Annotated in this window: 16 protein-coding genes and 1 tRNA gene; 5 read left to right on the forward strand and 12 right to left on the reverse strand. The window is 69.9% G+C overall.

The genetic code is table 11. The features are described 5' to 3' along the window. Window positions 1-3 precede the first annotated feature (3 nt). Entirely contained in the window at window positions 4-459 is a 456-nt protein-coding gene (locus ACIRPU_RS27540) for a GNAT family N-acetyltransferase (protein ID WP_403871932.1), read from the reverse strand. Between the two features lie 270 nt (window positions 460-729). On the opposite strand from ACIRPU_RS27540, the gene ACIRPU_RS27545 reads away from it, so the two are divergent. Further along, window positions 730-1497, forward strand: a complete 768-nt coding sequence (locus ACIRPU_RS27545) for a response regulator transcription factor (RefSeq protein ID WP_355704444.1) — start codon at window positions 730-732, stop codon at window positions 1495-1497. On the opposite strand, the gene ACIRPU_RS27550 is transcribed toward ACIRPU_RS27545, so the two are convergent. Further along, entirely contained in the window at window positions 1456-1953 is a 498-nt protein-coding gene (locus tag ACIRPU_RS27550; RefSeq protein WP_020128438.1) for a MarR family winged helix-turn-helix transcriptional regulator, read from the reverse strand. The genes ACIRPU_RS27545 and ACIRPU_RS27550 overlap by 42 nt on opposite strands. Window positions 1954-2057: 104 nt before the next feature. Here ACIRPU_RS27550 and ACIRPU_RS27555 point away from each other — a divergent pair, with 104 nt between their 5' ends. Further along, the gene (locus ACIRPU_RS27555) at window positions 2058-2855 is read left to right on the forward strand and encodes a trans-aconitate 2-methyltransferase (RefSeq protein ID WP_403871935.1); all 798 of its coding nucleotides are present in this window, start codon (window positions 2058-2060) and stop codon (window positions 2853-2855) included. A gap of 167 nt (window positions 2856-3022) precedes the next feature. Beyond that, window positions 3023-3196, forward strand: coding sequence for a CsbD family protein (locus tag ACIRPU_RS27560; RefSeq protein ID WP_403871937.1), 174 nt, complete (start codon window positions 3023-3025; stop codon window positions 3194-3196). Window positions 3197-3385: 189 nt separating this feature from the next. Here the strand turns inward: ACIRPU_RS27560 and ACIRPU_RS27565 are convergent, their stop codons facing one another. Together ACIRPU_RS27565 and ACIRPU_RS27570 are read right to left on the reverse strand one after the other, a co-directional pair. Beyond that, window positions 3386-4066, reverse strand: coding sequence for a TetR/AcrR family transcriptional regulator (locus ACIRPU_RS27565; protein ID WP_062645257.1), 681 nt, complete (start codon window positions 4064-4066; stop codon window positions 3386-3388). Continuing rightward, window positions 4063-5076, reverse strand: a complete 1014-nt coding sequence (locus tag ACIRPU_RS27570) for an acyl-CoA desaturase (RefSeq protein WP_403871939.1) — start codon at window positions 5074-5076, stop codon at window positions 4063-4065. The genes ACIRPU_RS27565 and ACIRPU_RS27570 overlap by 4 nt, the downstream gene beginning before the upstream one ends. Before the next feature lie 311 nt (window positions 5077-5387). On the opposite strand from ACIRPU_RS27570, the gene ppc reads away from it, so the two are divergent. After that, window positions 5388-8129 (forward strand): phosphoenolpyruvate carboxylase, encoded by a 2742-nt coding sequence (gene ppc, locus ACIRPU_RS27575; RefSeq protein WP_403871941.1) that lies wholly within the window; start codon window positions 5388-5390, stop codon window positions 8127-8129. Between the two features lie 102 nt (window positions 8130-8231). Here the strand turns inward: ppc and ACIRPU_RS27580 are convergent, their stop codons facing one another. The 7 genes from ACIRPU_RS27580 to ACIRPU_RS27610 all read right to left on the reverse strand — a co-directional run bounded on the left by ACIRPU_RS27580 (window position 8232) and on the right by ACIRPU_RS27610 (window position 13896). Next, the gene (locus ACIRPU_RS27580; protein ID WP_403871943.1) at window positions 8232-8786 is read right to left on the reverse strand and encodes a hypothetical protein; all 555 of its coding nucleotides are present in this window, start codon (window positions 8784-8786) and stop codon (window positions 8232-8234) included. Window positions 8787-8828: 42 nt separating this feature from the next. Further along, window positions 8829-9431, reverse strand: coding sequence for an aminoacyl-tRNA hydrolase (gene pth / locus ACIRPU_RS27585; protein ID WP_403871945.1), 603 nt, complete (start codon window positions 9429-9431; stop codon window positions 8829-8831). A gap of 70 nt (window positions 9432-9501) precedes the next feature. Continuing rightward, on the reverse strand, window positions 9502-10086 hold the full coding sequence (locus tag ACIRPU_RS27590) for a 50S ribosomal protein L25/general stress protein Ctc (protein WP_403871947.1): 585 nt from the start codon (window positions 10084-10086) through the stop codon (window positions 9502-9504). Window positions 10087-10263: 177 nt separating this feature from the next. Continuing rightward, entirely contained in the window at window positions 10264-11238 is a 975-nt protein-coding gene (locus ACIRPU_RS27595; RefSeq protein WP_020128448.1) for a ribose-phosphate diphosphokinase, read from the reverse strand. Between the two features lie 134 nt (window positions 11239-11372). After that, the gene (gene glmU / locus ACIRPU_RS27600; protein ID WP_384116964.1) at window positions 11373-12821 is read right to left on the reverse strand and encodes a bifunctional UDP-N-acetylglucosamine diphosphorylase/glucosamine-1-phosphate N-acetyltransferase GlmU; all 1449 of its coding nucleotides are present in this window, start codon (window positions 12819-12821) and stop codon (window positions 11373-11375) included. Between the two features lie 112 nt (window positions 12822-12933). After that, window positions 12934-13005, reverse strand: a tRNA-Gln gene (locus ACIRPU_RS27605). 15 nt (window positions 13006-13020) lie between these two features. Next, window positions 13021-13896 (reverse strand): hypothetical protein, encoded by an 876-nt coding sequence (locus ACIRPU_RS27610; RefSeq protein WP_403871950.1) that lies wholly within the window; start codon window positions 13894-13896, stop codon window positions 13021-13023. A gap of 166 nt (window positions 13897-14062) precedes the next feature. Between ACIRPU_RS27610 and ACIRPU_RS27615 the strand changes: the two genes are divergently transcribed. Further along, window positions 14063-15349: a sensor histidine kinase gene (locus ACIRPU_RS27615; protein WP_403871952.1), complete on the forward strand. Its 1287-nt coding sequence runs from the start codon at window positions 14063-14065 to the stop codon at window positions 15347-15349. 30 nt (window positions 15350-15379) lie between these two features. Here the strand turns inward: ACIRPU_RS27615 and ACIRPU_RS27620 are convergent, their stop codons facing one another. Beyond that, complete coding sequence (locus ACIRPU_RS27620; protein ID WP_403871954.1) at window positions 15380-15874, reverse strand: SUKH-3 domain-containing protein; 495 nt, start codon at window positions 15872-15874, stop codon at window positions 15380-15382. Window positions 15875-15915: the final 41 nt, after the last annotated feature.

Genomic DNA, 15915 nt, shown 5'->3' on the forward strand with positions numbered 1-15915 from the left:
GCGTCACCCCAGCCTTTTCGTCAGGGTGAACTCCGTCAGCCCCGGGGGGTAGTCCTCGATCACGCACACCACCTCGTAGCCCCGGCGTTTGTAGAACTCCGGGGCCTGGAAGTCCCAGGTCTCCAGGCGTACGCGGTCGCAGCCGCGCTGCTCGCGGGCGATGCGCTCCGCTTCGGCGAGGAGGGCGCTGCCCAGGCCCGTGCCCCGGTGCCGGGCGTCGACCCAGAGGTGGCTGACGTGCAGCCAGGTCGTCCAGGTGTGGCCCACCAGACCGCCGGCCAGGTCGCCGCCCGGGTCCGTGGCCCAGACGTGCAGCGCCGACTCGCGTTCCGCGGGCGTGCCGCGCAGTGCGCGCAGGACCGGGGAGGCCTCGGTGTTGGTGGCGAGGAGCCGCGAACGGAGAAGATCGCGGCGAGTCCTGTCGACTTCTGTCTCAAGACGAAACATGCGGCACACCATAAGCGCGGTGGCCGAACCAATCCTGCAATTTGCCTTCCGCTGTACGCCCGCGGCCCTACCCTGTGAACAGTGCCGGTGGGGGCCGGTACTGATCAGGGGGCGAGACAGTCGGGTACGGCGCCCGCGGTGGGGGTAGCACTCTCTGCACGGCGGCGGCCGTTGCGGCAGCGGCTTCCCCTCCGGGCGTCGTATCCGCGCAGGTCGTCGTTCTCCGTCTCCGGACCTTGGGGTATCCCCTGCTCTGTCAAGGAGCTTGGGGGAGGGGGTTTCGTGGTTCGCATTCGTGTACTGGTCGTCGATGACCACCGTATCTTCGCCGAGTCACTCGCCGCGGCACTGGCCGCCGAGCCCGACGTCGACGTGTCCGCGGCCGGCAGCGGCCCGGCGGCACTGCGCAGTCTGGAGCGCGCGGCCGCCGAGGGGCGCCGGTACGACGTGCTGCTCGTCGACGCCGATCTGGGCGCCGCCCTGCCGGGCATACGGCCCGCCGTGCCCGTGCAGGAGGTGGGGGAGGACGGGCTCGTCGACGGGATATCGCTGGTCGTGGGGGTCCGTGCCGCGCAGCCCCATGTCCGGATCGTCGTCCTCGCCGAGAAGGACGATCCGCGCCGCGCGGCCCTCGCCCTCCAGGCCGGGGCGTCCGGCTGGGTGGCGAAGGACTGCTCGCTGTCCCGTCTGCTCACCGTCATCAGAGGCGTGCTGCGCGAGGAGACGCACCTCCCGGCCGCGCTCCTGACGGGCGTCCTGCGGGAGCTGACGGCCGCCCGCAAGCACCGCACCGAGAGCGAACGGCTGGTGGAGTCGCTCACCCCGAGGGAGCGGGAGGTGCTGCGCTGCATGGTCGCGGGACTGGGCAGGAAGGCGGTCGCCGACCGGCTGTTCCTCTCCCCGCACACCGTCCGCACCCATATGCAGAACGTCCTCGGGAAACTGGGCGTGCACTCCACCCTCGCCGCGGTCGCGCTGGCGCGCCGGGCCGGGGTGGGGCCGGTGGACCTAGCCGGGGATGTTGTCGAACGGGGCGGTCAGCTGGCGTAGCAGGCCCGCCAGTTCACCGCGCTGGGCGTTCGAGAGCTCGGCCAGGATCGCTCGTTCCTGGTCGAGCAGGCCGGCGAGGGCCTGGTCGGCGCGGTCCTTGCCGTCGTCCGTGAGGCGGACGAGCACACCCCGGCGGTCGCTCGGGTCCGGCAGCCGCTCCACCAGGCCCTTCTTCGCGAGCCGGTCGATACGGTTCGTCATCGTGCCCGAGGTCACCAGCGTCTGCGTCAGCAACTGCCCCGGCGAGAGCTGATAGGGCGCCCCCGCACGGCGAAGCGCCGTCAGGACGTCGAACTCCCAGGGCTCCAGCTGGTGCTCGGAGAACGCCAGACGGCGTGCGCGGTCCAGGTGCCGGGCCAGTCTGCTCACTCGGCTGAGTACTTCCAGCGGCTCCACGTCGAGGTCCGGGCGCTCCCGGCGCCACGCTGCGACCAGCCGATCGACCTCGTCCTCCATGACGATCAGTGTAGTGGTTGTGTCGATGTGAAGTCTCTTGATATGGATCCTCTTGATGTCGAGTCTCTTGACGTCAAGATAAATGACGGGGGAAAGTACCAGGCATGACGACCAACCCCTCCTGGGACCCCGCCCAGTACCTGCGCCACGCCGGTCACCGCGCCCGCCCCTTCGGCGACCTCCTCGCCCGCGTCCCCGACCTGCCCGGCGACCCGCCCCGCATCGCCGACCTCGGCTGCGGCCCCGGCAACCTCACCGCCGTCCTCGCCGACCGCTGGACCACCGCCCGCGTCACCGGCTACGACAACTCGCCCCGGATGCTCGCCGACGCGGCGGCGCACGCGGGCGCGCGCCTCGACTTCGCCGACGCCGACCTCGCGACCTGGGTGCCGGAGGAGACGTACGACCTGCTCGTCTCGAACGCCGCCCTCCAGTGGGTGCCCGGCCACCTCGACGCCTTCGCCGGCTGGCTGGACGGCCTCGCCCCCGGCGGCGCCTTCGCCTTCCAGGTCCCCCACAACATCGACGCGCCCCTGCACGCCCTCATGCGCGAGCTCGGCCACGGCGTCCGCTGGAAGAGCCGCCTCGGCCACGTCCTGCGCCACGAGGACTCCGTCCACGCCCCCGGCGACTACCTCGACCGGCTGGCCCGCCTCGGCTGCGCCACCGACGTCTGGACGACCACCTACTTCCATGTGCTCCAGGGCGACGACCCCGTACTCGACTGGGTCAAGGGCACCGGCCTGCGCCCCGCCCTCGACGCCCTCGCCGACGACCCCGAGGCCCGCGACGCCTTCGTCACCGAATACCGCGACCTGCTCCGCGAGGCCTACCCGAGCACGGAGTACGGCACCGTCCTGCCGTTCCGCCGCCTGTTCGCGGTGGCCGTGAAGGAGGCCTGACGTGCCGGCCGCCGTCGACCATGTCCAGCTCGCCGCCGCTTCTACGTCCGGGACTCCGTCGGCAACCGGCTGGAGTTCCTGGAGGCCGACAGGGGGGTTTGAGGGGCGCCGGACGGGTCACCCGCAGTGTTGAGACCACACGCAGACCTGACTGGGAGTGATGAACAGTGGCAGGCGAGCAGAAGGCCAAGGGCAAGATGGAGCAGGCCAAGGGCAAGGCCAAGGAGACGGTCGGCCGTGCCGTGGGCAACGAGAGCCTCGAGGCCAAGGGCCGCGCCGAGCAGGCGAAGGGCGACGCCCGTCAGGCCAAGGAGAAGACCAAGGACGTCTTCAAGCACTGAGGGCGTGACGAGGCGCGGCAGTGGCGCTGACGCGCCGCGGCGCCGACGGCACGCATGCCGACGGGCCCCGACCTTCGTGGTCGGGGCCCGTCGCATGTGTGCCGCGTCGCCATGTGTCGTGTCGCCATGTGTCGTGTCGCCATGTGTCGTGTCGCCATGTGTGACGGCGCCGTGTGTGACGGCGTTCCGTCAGGCCTTTCGGCGGCCTATCAGGTGCGGCTTCGCTTCCAGCCCGTCCAGCCCGTGCCAGGACAGGTTCACCAGGTGGGCCGCCACCTCCGCCTTCTTCGGGCGGCGTACGTCCAGCCACCACTGACCGGTCAGGGCGACCATGCCGACCAGGGCCTGGGCGTACAGCGGGGCCAGCTTCGGGTCGAAGCCGCGGCTCTTGAACTCGCGGCCCAGGATGTCCTCCACCTGGGTCGCGATGTCGGAGATCAGGGACGCGAACGACCCGGTCGACTGCGGGATGGGGGAGTCCCGCACCAGGATCCGGAAACCGTCCGTGTACTCCTCGATGTAGTCGAGGAGCGCGAACGCCGCCTGTTCGAGGAGCTCGCGCGGGTGGCCCGCCGTCAGCGAGGACGTGACCATGTCCAGCAGCCGGCGCATCTCCCGGTCCACGACGACCGCGTACAGCCCCTCCTTGCCGCCGAAGTGCTCGTACACCACCGGCTTGGAGACCCCGGCCTTCGCCGCGATCTCCTCCACCGAGGTGCCCTCGAAACCCTTCGCCGCGAACAGGGTGCGACCGATCTCGAGCAGCTGCTGGCGCCGCTCCGCACCCGTCATACGGGTGCGCCGGGCGCGCCGCGGCTTCGCTTCGTTACTGGGGGTGCTGCTGGGATCGGTCGCCACGCCGTCAATCATGCCGCCTCGGCGGTGGCCTTCCCCCGTCGGGAGTCGTCCTCACCGGTGTTGCGACGCGAATCGATACGCGAGCGTGACGGCCAGCGCACGTCGTAGGCCCACCCGAGCATCTCGAACCACCGGATGAACCGCGCCGAGGAGTCCAGCTGGCCCCGCATCACGCCGTGCCGTGCCGACGTAGGGTCCGCGTGGTGCAGGTTGTGCCAGGACTCGCCACAGGACAGGATCGCCAGCCACCAGACGTTGCCGGAGCGGTCACGCGACTTGAACGGGCGCTTGCCCACCGCGTGACAGATCGAGTTGATCGACCACGTCACGTGGTGCAGCAGGGCCACCCGCACGAGCGAGCCCCAGAAGAACGCCGTGAACGCGCCCCACCAGGACATCGTCACCAGGCCGCCCACCAGCGGCGGCAGCGCCAGCGACAGGATCGTCCAGTAGACGAACTGACGGGACACCGCGCGGATCGCCGGGTCCTTGATCAGATCCGGCGCGTACTTCTCCTGCGAGGTCTGCTCCTCGTCGAACATCCATGCGATGTGGGCCCACCACAGGCCCTTCAGCAGGGCCGGGAGCGTCTCGCCGAACCGCCACGGCGAATGCGGGTCGCCCTCCGCGTCCGAGTACTTGTGGTGCTTGCGGTGATCGGCCACCCAGCGCACGATCGGGCCCTCCACCGCCATCGAACCCATGATCGCCAGCGCGATCCTGAGCGGCCGCTTCGCCTTGAACGAACCGTGCGTGAAGTAGCGGTGGAAACCGATCGTGATGCCGTGGCAGCCGAGGAAGTACATGAAGACCAGCAGACCGAGGTCCAGCCAGCTCACCCCCCAGCCCCACACCAGCGGCACCGCGGCCAGTACCGCCAGGAACGGGACGACGATGAAGATCAGCAGCATGATCTGCTCGATCGAACGCTTCTGCTCGCCACCCAGAGTGGCGGAGGGCGTGGGGGTACCGTCGGGCGCCTTCAAAGGGTCATCGATCACGTTGGAGCTGCCTGTGGTCATGCGCGTCCCCTGGGGGGTCTGGGAATGAGGGAGATGCCGTTGTTCCGCACACCGCGGAAGGTCGCACAGCGAACCAATGCCACTCCCTACGGTTCCGTAACCTACGGCATCGTAAGTATGGCAGTGCCTTGCCGGGCGGCAAGAGCCCGCCAACCTGCGCGTCCCCATGGACACCTATCCTTGGAGACAGTCGGACAGCGCGGTCCGCTCTGTTTTCTTCCCGGATGTCCGGCCCCTATGCGACGCCCGCCGCGGGGCCGACGTCCGGGTTCCCTCCCGGACGAGCTTCAACACTGCAAGGAGCCGCACCTGTGAGCAGTGCCGACGACCTTGGCCAGGCCACCACAACGACCAGCACCGAGCTGCGCGCCGACATCCGCCGACTGGGTGACCTGCTCGGCGAGACCCTCGTACGGCAGGAAGGCCCGGAGCTCCTCGACCTGGTCGAGAAGGTCCGCCGCCTCACCCGCGAGGACGGCGAAGCCGCCGCCGAACTGCTGCGTGGCATCGAACTGGAGACCGCGGCCAAGCTGGTCCGCGCCTTCTCCACCTACTTCCACCTCGCCAACGTCACCGAGCAGGTCCACCGCGGCCGCGAACTGCGCGAGCGCCGCGCCGCCGAGGGCGGCCTCCTCGCCCGCACCGCCGACCGCCTCAAGGACGTCGACCCCGAACACGTCCAGCAGACGGTCCGCCACCTCAACGTTCGCCCGGTGTTCACGGCGCACCCCACCGAAGCCGCGCGCCGGTCGGTACTCAACAAGCTCCGGCGCATCGCCGCGCTCCTCGAGACCCCCGTCATCGAGGCCGACCGCCGCCGCTACGACACCCGCCTGGCCGAGAACATCGACCTCGTCTGGCAGACCGACGAGCTCAGGGTCGTACGCCCCGAGCCCGCCGACGAGGCCCGCAACGCCATCTACTACCTCGACGAACTCCACGCGGGCGCCGTGGGCGACGTCCTGGAGGACCTCACCGCCGAACTGGAGCGGGTCGGCGTCAAGCTCCCCGAGAACACCCGCCCGCTCACCTTCGGCACCTGGATCGGCGGCGACCGCGACGGCAACCCCAACGTCACCCCCCAGGTGACCTGGGACGTCCTCATCCTCCAGCACGAGCACGGCATCAACGACGCGCTGGACATGATCGACGAGCTGCGCGGCTTCCTCTCCAACTCCATCCGCTACACCGGCGCCACCGAGGAACTCCTGGAGTCGCTGAAGGGCGACCTCGAACGGCTGCCCGAGATCAGCCCCCGCTACAAGCGCCTCAACGCCGAAGAGCCCTACCGGCTCAAGGCCACCTGCATCCGGCAGAAGCTCGAGAACACCAAGCTGCGCCTCGCCAAGGGCATCCCCCACGAGGCCGGGCGCGACTACCTCGGCACCAGCGAGCTCCTCGCGGACCTCACCCTCATCCAGACGTCGCTGCGCGAACACCGCGGCGGTCTGTTCGCCGACGGCCGGATGAACCGCACCATCCGCACCCTCGCCGCGTTCGGCCTCCAGCTCGCCACCATGGACGTCCGCGAGCACGCCGACGCCCACCACCACGCCCTCGGTCAGCTCTTCGACCGTCTCGGCGAGGAGTCCTGGCGCTACACCGACATGCCCCGCGAGTACCGCACGAAGCTGCTCGCCAAGGAGCTGCGCTCCCGCCGGCCGCTCGCCCCCTCCCCGGCGCCCGTCGACGCCGCCGGCGAGAAGACCCTCGGGGTCTTCCTCACCGTCAAGCGGGCCCTGGAGGTCTTCGGTCCCGAGGTCATCGAGTCGTACATCATCTCGATGTGCCAGGGCGCCGACGACGTGTTCGCGGCGGCGGTCCTGGCCCGCGAGGCCGGCCTCGTCGACCTGCACGCCGGCTGGGCGAAGATCGGCATCGTGCCGCTCCTGGAGACCACGGACGAGCTGAAGGCCGCCGACACCATCCTCGAGGACATGCTCTCCGACCCCTCCTACCGGCGCCTCGTCGCGCTGCGCGGAGACGTCCAGGAGGTCATGCTCGGCTACTCGGACTCCTCGAAGTTCGGCGGCATCACCACCAGCCAGTGGGAGATCCACCGCGCTCAGCGCCGGCTGCGCGACGTCGCCCACCGCTACGGCGTCCGGCTGCGGTTGTTCCACGGCCGCGGCGGCACCGTCGGCCGCGGCGGCGGCCCCTCGCACGACGCGATCCTCGCCCAGCCCTGGGGCACCCTGGAGGGCGAGATCAAGGTCACCGAGCAGGGCGAGGTCATCTCCGACAAGTACCTCATCCCCTCGCTGGCCAGGGAGAACCTGGAACTGACGGTCGCCGCGACCTTGCAGGCCTCCGCTCTGCACACCTCTCCCCGCCAGTCCGACGAGGCCCTCGCCCGCTGGGACGCGGCCATGGACGTCGTCTCCGACGCCGCCCACGACGCCTACCGGGCCCTCGTCGAGGACCCGGACCTGCCGACGTACTTCCTCGCGTCGACGCCGGTGGACCAGCTCGCCGACCTGCACCTGGGCTCCCGGCCCTCCCGCCGCCCCGGCTCCGGCGTCTCGCTCGACGGCCTGCGCGCCATCCCGTGGGTCTTCGGCTGGACCCAGTCCCGTCAGATCGTCCCCGGCTGGTACGGCGTCGGCTCCGGCCTCAAGGCGCTGCGCGAAGCAGGCCTCGACACCGTCCTGGACGAGATGCGCGATCAGTGGCACTTCTTCCGGAACTTCATCTCCAACGTCGAGATGACCCTCGCGAAGACCGACCTGCGCATCGCCCAGCACTACGTCGACACCCTCGTCCCCGACGACCTCAAGCACGTCTTCGACCGCATCAAGGCCGAACACGCCCTGACCGTCGCCGAGGTACTGAAGATCACCGGCGAACCGGAACTGCTCGCGGCCACCCCCGTGCTCAAGCAGACCTTGACCATCCGCGACGCCTACCTCGACCCCATCTCCTACCTCCAGGTCACGCTGCTCAAGCGCCAGCGTGACGCCGCGGCCGCGGGAGCCGAGCCCGACCCGCTCCTCGCCCGCGCCCTGCTCCTCACCGTCAACGGCGTCGCCGCGGGCCTGCGCAACACCGGCTGACCCGCACCCGGCACGAAGAGGCGCCCCGGTCCACACGGACCGGGGCGCCTCTTCGTACCCGCACGCACACCACGTACGCAACCGCTCACTCACACCGCTCACTCACACCGCGAGGAACGCCGCCGTCAGCAACGCGACGCCCGACCCCGCCAGCACCCACCCCACCCGCGCCCGCCCCAGACCACCCGCGACCACGATCGACGCCAGCAACAGCGCCCCACCGAGCGGCACCCACGCGTACAGGACCCCGGCCGGACCGGACCGGAGCACCTGGTCACTGCCCGGCTTGATCACCACGGTGTAGATCCCGCCCTTGCGCACCGCCACCGACTTGTCGATCTCCACGCGCGCGCGTGCCGTCGACCCGGCCGACAGCGGCGTGTACGGCCCCGCGCACGTGTCCTCGCCGCAGCGCGTCACCTCGACCGTGCCCTGCTCCCGGCCCTTCGTCAGCATCACGTGCTGCGCGGACCCCCAGGAACCCCATATCCCCGCGAACAGGATCAGTACGGCGACCGTGCCCATCGCCACGAGCCGCCCGAACCGCAACGCGGTCTCCGAGGCCGAGCTCCTGGCAGCACTCCTGGCCGGGCTCTTGCGGGCGTGACCCCGGCGGCGGTGGGACGAGGCTGCTGTGGCAGGCATGGCCGGGATCATTGGCCATGCCTGAACGGCCCGTCAACCTCGGTGGGTGACAAGTCAGGAGTTGTACGTGCTTTGCGCCCGCTCCAGCCCCTCGAGGACCAGGGCCTCCGCCGCGTCCGCCGCACGGTCCACGAAGTAGTCGAGCTCCTTGCGCTCGCCCGAGGAGAAGTCCTTCAGCACGAAGTCCGCCACCTGCATCCGCCCCGGCGGCCGCCCGATGCCGAACCGCACGCGGTGGTAGTCCGCGCCCATCACCTTCGTCATCGACTTCAGACCGTTGTGCCCGTTGTCCCCGCCACCGAGCTTCAGCCGCAGCATGCCGTAGTCGAGGTCCAGCTCGTCGTGGACCGCGACGATGTTCGCCACCGGCACCTTGTAGAAGTCCCGCAACGCGTTCACCGGACCGCCCGACACGTTCATGAACGACATCGGCTTCGCCAGGATCACCCGCCGGCTCCCCGTCCCCGGCGGACCCAGCCGCCCCTCGACGACCTGCGCCTGCGCCTTGCCCGCCCGCTTGAACCGCCCCCCGATCCGCTCGGCCAGCAGATCCGCCACCATGAAACCGATGTTGTGCCGGTTCATGGCGTACTCCGGACCGGGATTGCCGAGACCCACGATCAGCCAGGGGGCATTGGCGTCGGTCGTCACGTCCATGTCTCCTTGATACGCGCAGACCGCCGCTCCCCGGAGGAAGCGGCGGCCGACGGGATGAGGTTCCGGGAAATCAGGCCTCGGTGGTCTCGGCCTCGGCGTCCGCCGGGGCCTCCTCCGCCTGGGCGGCCAGGACCTGGAGGACGACCGCGTCCTCGTCGGTCGCCAGCGTGGTGCCCTTGGGCAGCGGGATGTCCTTCGCGAGGATGGCGGCGCCGGCCTCCAGGCCCGCGATGGAGACGGTGACCGACTCCGGGATGTGCGTGGCCTCGGCCTCGACGTTCAGCGTGCTCAGCACGTGCTCGAGGAGGTAGGCGCCCGGGGCCAGCTCGCCCTCGGTGTGGACGTAGACCTCGACGTTGACCTTCTCGCCGCGCTTCACGAGGAGCAGGTCGACGTGGTCCAGGAAGCCCTTGATCGCGTCACGCTGGACGGCCTTCGGGATCGCCAGCTGGGTCTTGCCGTCGATCTCCAGGCTGAGCAGGACGTTCGGGGTGCGCAGCGCGAGCTGGAGCTCGTGGCCCGGCAGCGTGATGTGCACGGGGTCGGCACCGTGGCCGTAGACCACGGCGGGAACCTTGCTGTCACGGCGGATACGGCGGGCGGCGCCCTTGCCGAACTCGGTGCGGGTCTCGGCTGCGAGCTTGACCTCGGCCATGTTCACTCCTCGTAGAACGGGGGAAAGGTGGTCACCCGGCCAAACCATCGGCCTGCTACGAAGAGCGCGTCGATAACGGACCGCCGTACACACACGTGTACGGCCTCCCTCGCCGAGCAACTGTGGCAGTTTACGCAGCGGGAAGGCCGTACAGGAAATCGATCTAGACGAGGACCGTCACTGCTCGTCGAAGAGGCTCGTCACCGAACCGTCCTCGAAGACCTCGCGGACCGCGTTCGCGATCGTCGGGGCGATCGACAGCACCGTGATCTTGTCCACCTCGAGCTCACCCGGCGTCGGCAGGGTGTTGGTGAAGATGAACTCGCTGACCTTGGAGTTCTTGAGGCGGTCGGCCGCCGGACCCGACAGCACACCGTGCGTCGCCGTCACGATGACGTCCTCCGCACCGTGCGCGAACAGCGCGTCCGCGGCGGCGCAGATGGTGCCGCCCGTGTCGATCATGTCGTCGACGAGCACACAGACCCGGCCCTTGACCTCGCCCACGACCTCGTGGACGGTCACCTGGTTCGCCACGTCCTTGTCGCGCCGCTTGTGCACGATCGCCAGCGGCGCGCCCAGCCGGTCGCACCAGCGGTCGGCGACCCGTACCCGGCCCGCGTCCGGCGACACGACGGTCAGCTTGTCGCGGTCCACCTTGCTGCCCACGTAGTCGGCGAGCAGCGGCAGCGCGAAGAGGTGGTCCACCGGGCCGTCGAAGAAGCCCTGGATCTGGTCCGTGTGGAGGTCCACCGTCAGGATCCGGTGGGCGCCCGCCGTCTTCATCATGTCGGCGATCAGACGGGCCGAGATGGGCTCGCGTCCGCGGTGCTTCTTGTCCTGCCGGGCATAGCCGTAGAACGGCACGATCACCGTGATCGAACGGGCCGACGCGCGCTTCAGCGCGTCGATCATGATCAGCTGCTCCATGATCCACTTGTTGATCGGAGCCGTGTGGCTCTGGATCAGGAAGCAGTCCGCACCTCGCGCCGACTCCTGGTAGCGGACGTAGATCTCACCATTGGCGAAATCGAAGGCCTTCGTCGGGACGACCCCGACACCCAGCTGGTGGGCGACCTCCTCGGCAAGCTCGGGGTGGGCGCGGCCGGAGAAGAACATCATCTTCTTCTCGCCGGTCGTCTTGATCCCGGTCACAGCACTGTCTCCTCAGAGGTGTCTCAGCTGGGGTGTCGAGAGACCTCGCCGCTGGGCGCGACGGGCCGTCTCAGCTGGTGGGGTGCGGGTGTGCACCTATCACGGTACGCCGTGTCCGACGCGTCCGTTTCCGGTCAGCTTTCGCTTTCCGCCTGGCGGGAGGCCGTCTCGGCCGCCTTCGCCGCCGCGCTGCCCGGCCGCTTTCGGGCCACCCAACCCTCGATATTCCGCTGCTGACCACGGGCCACGGCCAGCGAGCCGGGCGGCACGTCCTTCGTGATCACGGACCCGGCGGCGGTGTACGCGCCGTCCCCGACCGTGACGGGAGCCACAAACATGTTGTCCGAACCCGTACGGACATGCGACCCGACGGTGGTGTGGTGCTTGTCCTGTCCGTCGTAGTTCACGAACACGCTCGCCGCGCCGATGTTGGAGTACTCGCCGATCGTCGCGTCACCGACGTAGGACAGATGCGGAATCTTCGTCCCCTCGCCGATGGAGGCGTTCTTGGTCTCGACGTACGTGCCGATCTTGCCCTTCGCCCCGAGGCGGGTGCCGGGACGGAGGTAGGCGTACGGGCCCACGGTCGCGTTCGCACCGATGCGGGCGTTGTCGGACACGGTGTTGTCGACCCGGGCCCCCGCACCGACCTCGGTGTTCCTCAGCCGGCTGTTGGGGCCCACCTCGGCGCCCTCGCCGAGGTGCGTGCTGCCGTGGAGCTGCGTACCGGGGTGGACGACGGCGTCCTGCTCGAAGGTGACGGTGACGTCGATCCAGGTCGTCGCCGGGTCGACGACGGTCACGCCGGACAGCATCGCGGCGGTCAGCAGCCGGTCGTTGAGAATCCGGCGGGCCTCGCTGAGCTGCACCCGGTTGTTGATGCCGGCGATCTCGCGGTGGTCGGCGGCGACGGACGCGCCGACCCGGTGACCGGCCTCCCGGAGGATGCCGAGGACGTCGGTGAGGTACTCCTCGCCCTGGCTGTTGTCCGTGCGGACCTTCTTCAGCGCGTCGGCCAGCAGCGGCCCGTCGAACGCGAAGACCCCGGAGTTGATCTCACGGATCGCGCGCACCGCGTCGTTGGCGTCCTTGTGCTCGACGATCGCGGTGACGGTGCCGGTGGCGCCGTCCCGGACGATCCGCCCGTAGCCGGTCGCGTCCGGCACCTCGGCGGTGAGGACGGTGACGGCGTTCCCGTCCGCGTGGTGGGTGGCGGCGAGCGCCGCGAGGGTCGCGCCGGTGAGCAGCGGGGTGTCGCCGCAGACGACGACCACCGTGCCGTCGACGTCGCCGCCGAGCTGCTCGAGCCCCATCCGGACGGCGTGCCCGGTGCCGTTCTGCTCTTCCTGTACGGCGGTGCGCACGCCGGAGTCGACCTCGGCGAGGTGCGCCGTGACCTTCTCGCGTGCGTGTCCGACCACGACGACCAGGTTCTCGGGGTCCAACTCACGGGCCGCGGCCAGCACATGACCCACGAGGGAGCGGCCGCTGATCTCGTGCAGGACCTTCGGTATGGCGGACTTCATACGGGTGCCCTCACCCGCTGCGAGAACGACGACGGCTGCCGGGCGAATGGCGCTCACGGAAGTTGCCCTTCGGCTGTGGAGTGGGGTGGGACATCCGAAGGATACCGGGGCGTTTCTTCGACGACATGAGAGCGGGCCCTGACAGTGCTGTCAGGGCCCGGTTCGGCAGCTCCGCCGGCTGGATTCGAACCAGCGTCTCAAGGCTCCAAAGGCCTGCGGGATGCCGCTACCCCACGGCGGATTGCTGCCTTAGACCTTACCGGAGGAAGGGAGGGGCATGATCCCGCGCGGCGGAGTCCACCATGCCCTTCCACCACCCTTCGATCTGACGGTAGAGATCAGCTGCCTGCGCCACCCGGATCACCAGGCAGCCGTGGTAGCTCTCGCCTACGTTCTTGCGTACCGTCTTGGGGTTGTGCTTCTTGATCGTCGCCCTCTGGAAAGCCGAGACGTCGACGCCCACCAGGTCTGCCCAATAGCGGTTGGAGCCGTCTACGTCGGCAGTGACGTGAATCATCAAGCGGTACGTCAGGCGCTCGGGTCCGACGCCCAGCAGGTTGAGCCAGGCCAGGTAGAGCTGGATCACTCCTGGGTCGCTGTTGACGAAGATGACGTTCTCGCGGCGGGCGTAGGGCTTGTCCTTGGATCCCTCGGCCCAGTACAGAGCGACGCCCGCCATGAAGAGATCACGGCCGGACAATTCGCCGATCTGTGCTGTTGCGGCCGCCTTGGTCCTCTGTCGTTCTTCGTCACGCACCGCCAACTCGTGATCCCACCTCATTCGATTGGCCAGCCTTGCCTGCTCCACAGGGTCGCGACGCTCCGGTTTCGGCAGGTCCCGTACCCACAGTGAGATCGCACTCTTCGAGCACCCCAGCTCTACCTGGATCTGGTCGTAGGTCCAACCCTGGAGCCGTAACTCCCTTGCCTTGTCGCGAAGGTCGTCCTTCGCGTTCGGCCGCTTCGTCCACTCGGGGGGCGGCTCGCCTTCCAGGAGCCGGTTGAGGATGTCGTTGTTGTCGACGTGGAGTCGATCGCGGATCTGCCGTCGGCTGAATCCCGCCCGCCGCAGTGCCACCGCCCGCTCCCGAAGTGCCTCGAAGTCCGCGTACTTGCCGAGGGAATGTGCCATGTGCATACCGTCCGGGCGGAATGCAGGGTTCCGGGCTCGAACGGGCGCGGTTCGGCAGTTCGAGGGATACCGGTGGGTTTCGACGCTGTTCGGTTACGGAGTGTGGTGGGCGCCGGTCCGGGAAAGTCGCCGGAAAAGCCGGGGGTCGCGCCCGTAGGCTGGAGGCATGACCACGACGGGGGAAGAGGACACGGCGGCCCTGGGAGGGCCGTGGTGGTGGACCAGATGGCGGAGCGCGGCGTTCGACTGGAGCCTGGGGCTCGTGTCCGCCGTGGAGTGCGCGGTGGAGGGGATCCCGTTCGCGCGGGATGCCGGGATCCCGTCGGCGGCGGGGGTGGTGTTCGGGCTGCTCGCCGGGTCCGTCCTGGTGGTGCGGCGGAAGTGGCCCATCGCGGTGGTGCTGGTGTCGATCGCGATCACACCGGCCCAGATGGGCTACCTGATGGGCATCGTGGGGCTGTACACGCTCGCCGCCTCCGAGCTGCCCCGGCGGATCATCGCCTCGCTCGCCGGGATGCAGCTGGTGGGGACGTTGATCGTGACGTTCGTACGGGTCCGGCAGAGCATGGACCAGGGCCGTCTGACCATCGGTGACTGGTTCATCCCGTTCGCCGCCATCACGACCTCCCTGGGGCTCACCGCCCCGCCGCTGCTGCTCGGGATGTACGTCGGCGCCAGGCGGCGGCTCATGGAGAGCCTGCGCGAGCGGGCGGACAGCCTCGAGCGGGAGTTGCAGCTGCTCGCGGAGCGGGCCGAGGAGCGGGCGGAGTGGGCGCGTGGCGAGGAGCGCACCCGGATCGCGCGGGAGATGCACGACGTGGTCGCGCACCGCGTGAGCCTGATGGTCGTCCACGCCGCGGCGTTGCAGGCCGTGGCGCGCAAGGACCCCGAGAAGGCGGTGCGGAACGCGGCCCTCGTGGGTGACATGGGGCGGCAGGCGCTGACCGAGTTGCGGGAGATGCTCGGGGTGCTGCGCAGCGGTGGTCCGACGGAGCGGGCGGCGTCGGTGCCGGTGGTGGCGGTGGGGTTGGCCGCCGCGGTGGTGGTGGAGGAGGGCGAGGGGCCCTGTCTGTCCGAGCTCGACGAGCTGGTGGGGCAGTCGGCGGCCGCGGGGATGGTCGTGGAGCTGCTGGTGGAGGGGGACGTGCGGGCGTACGCGGCGGAGGTGGAGCAGACGGCGTACCGGGTGGTGCAGGAGGCGCTGACGAACGTCCACAAGCATGCGGCGGGCGCCAAGACGCATGTGCGGCTGGCGCATCGGGAGGGCGAGATCGCGATGCAGGTGGAGAACGGACCGCCGCCGGAGGCGTCGGCGTTGTCGGCGGGGTTCCCGTCGGGGGGCAACGGGCTGGTGGGGATGAAGGAACGGGTGGTGGCGCTGGGCGGGGTGTTCGTGTCGGGGCCGACGGAGGCGGGGGGTTTCCGGGTGTCGGCGGTGATACCGGCGCCGTAGGCCCCCGGGGGCAGGGGCCGTGCCGGCCGGTCAGCCGGCTGTGAGGCGGACGGGTTCGAGGCCGGAGGCGAGGGTGCCGAGGGCTTGGTCGATGTCGGGGCCCAGATACCAGTCGCCGGTGTGGTCGAGGGCGTAGACGCGGCCTTCGGCGTCGATGGCGAGGATGCCCTGGGTGTCGGTCTCCGTGCCGAGGGGTGCCACGTCGGTGTCGAGGGCGCGGCCGAGGTCGGCCAGGGTGCGGGCGAGGTGGAGGCCGTGCAGGGGGTCGAGGTGGACGGTGGTGGGCGCGACCTGGCGGCCGGGCCCGGTGGGCGCGATGGTCAGGCCGCCGAATTCGGCCCAGGCCTCGACGGCGGCGGGGAAGACGGCGTGCCGATGGCCGGCGGGTGAGATGTGTTCGCGGAGGGTGTCGGCCCAGATCTCGGCCTGCTTGATGTCCCAGCGTCCGGGTTGCCAGCCGGCGGCGCGCAGGGCGGCGTCGACGGGGACGGGGAAGCGTGTGGTGGAGGTGCGGTCGGGGTGCATCGGCCCTTCGTTCGTCGAGCTGGTGGTGCGTGGCCCGGTGG

This window comes from Streptomyces sp. NPDC102259, assembly GCF_044766465.1.
GTDB lineage: Bacteria > Actinomycetota > Actinomycetes > Streptomycetales > Streptomycetaceae > Streptomyces.

Coding starts and splice junctions, on each gene's coding strand:
- ACIRPU_RS27540 (WP_403871932.1), bottom strand. CDS start 459: ATGGTGTGCCGCATGTTTCGTCTTGAGACAGAAGTCGACAGGACTCGC.
- ACIRPU_RS27550 (WP_020128438.1), bottom strand. CDS start 1,953: ATGGAGGACGAGGTCGATCGGCTGGTCGCAGCGTGGCGCCGGGAGCGC.
- ACIRPU_RS27555 (WP_403871935.1), top strand. CDS start 2,058: ATGACGACCAACCCCTCCTGGGACCCCGCCCAGTACCTGCGCCACGCC.
- ACIRPU_RS27565 (WP_062645257.1), bottom strand. CDS start 4,066: ATGATTGACGGCGTGGCGACCGATCCCAGCAGCACCCCCAGTAACGAA.
- ACIRPU_RS27570 (WP_403871939.1), bottom strand. CDS start 5,076: ATGACCACAGGCAGCTCCAACGTGATCGATGACCCTTTGAAGGCGCCC.
- ACIRPU_RS27580 (WP_403871943.1), bottom strand. CDS start 8,786: ATGATCCCGGCCATGCCTGCCACAGCAGCCTCGTCCCACCGCCGCCGG.
- pth (WP_403871945.1), bottom strand. CDS start 9,431: ATGGACGTGACGACCGACGCCAATGCCCCCTGGCTGATCGTGGGTCTC.
- ACIRPU_RS27590 (WP_403871947.1), bottom strand. CDS start 10,086: ATGGCCGAGGTCAAGCTCGCAGCCGAGACCCGCACCGAGTTCGGCAAG.
- ACIRPU_RS27610 (WP_403871950.1), bottom strand. CDS start 13,896: ATGGCACATTCCCTCGGCAAGTACGCGGACTTCGAGGCACTTCGGGAG.
- ACIRPU_RS27615 (WP_403871952.1), top strand. CDS start 14,063: ATGACCACGACGGGGGAAGAGGACACGGCGGCCCTGGGAGGGCCGTGG.
- ACIRPU_RS27620 (WP_403871954.1), bottom strand. CDS start 15,874: ATGCACCCCGACCGCACCTCCACCACACGCTTCCCCGTCCCCGTCGAC.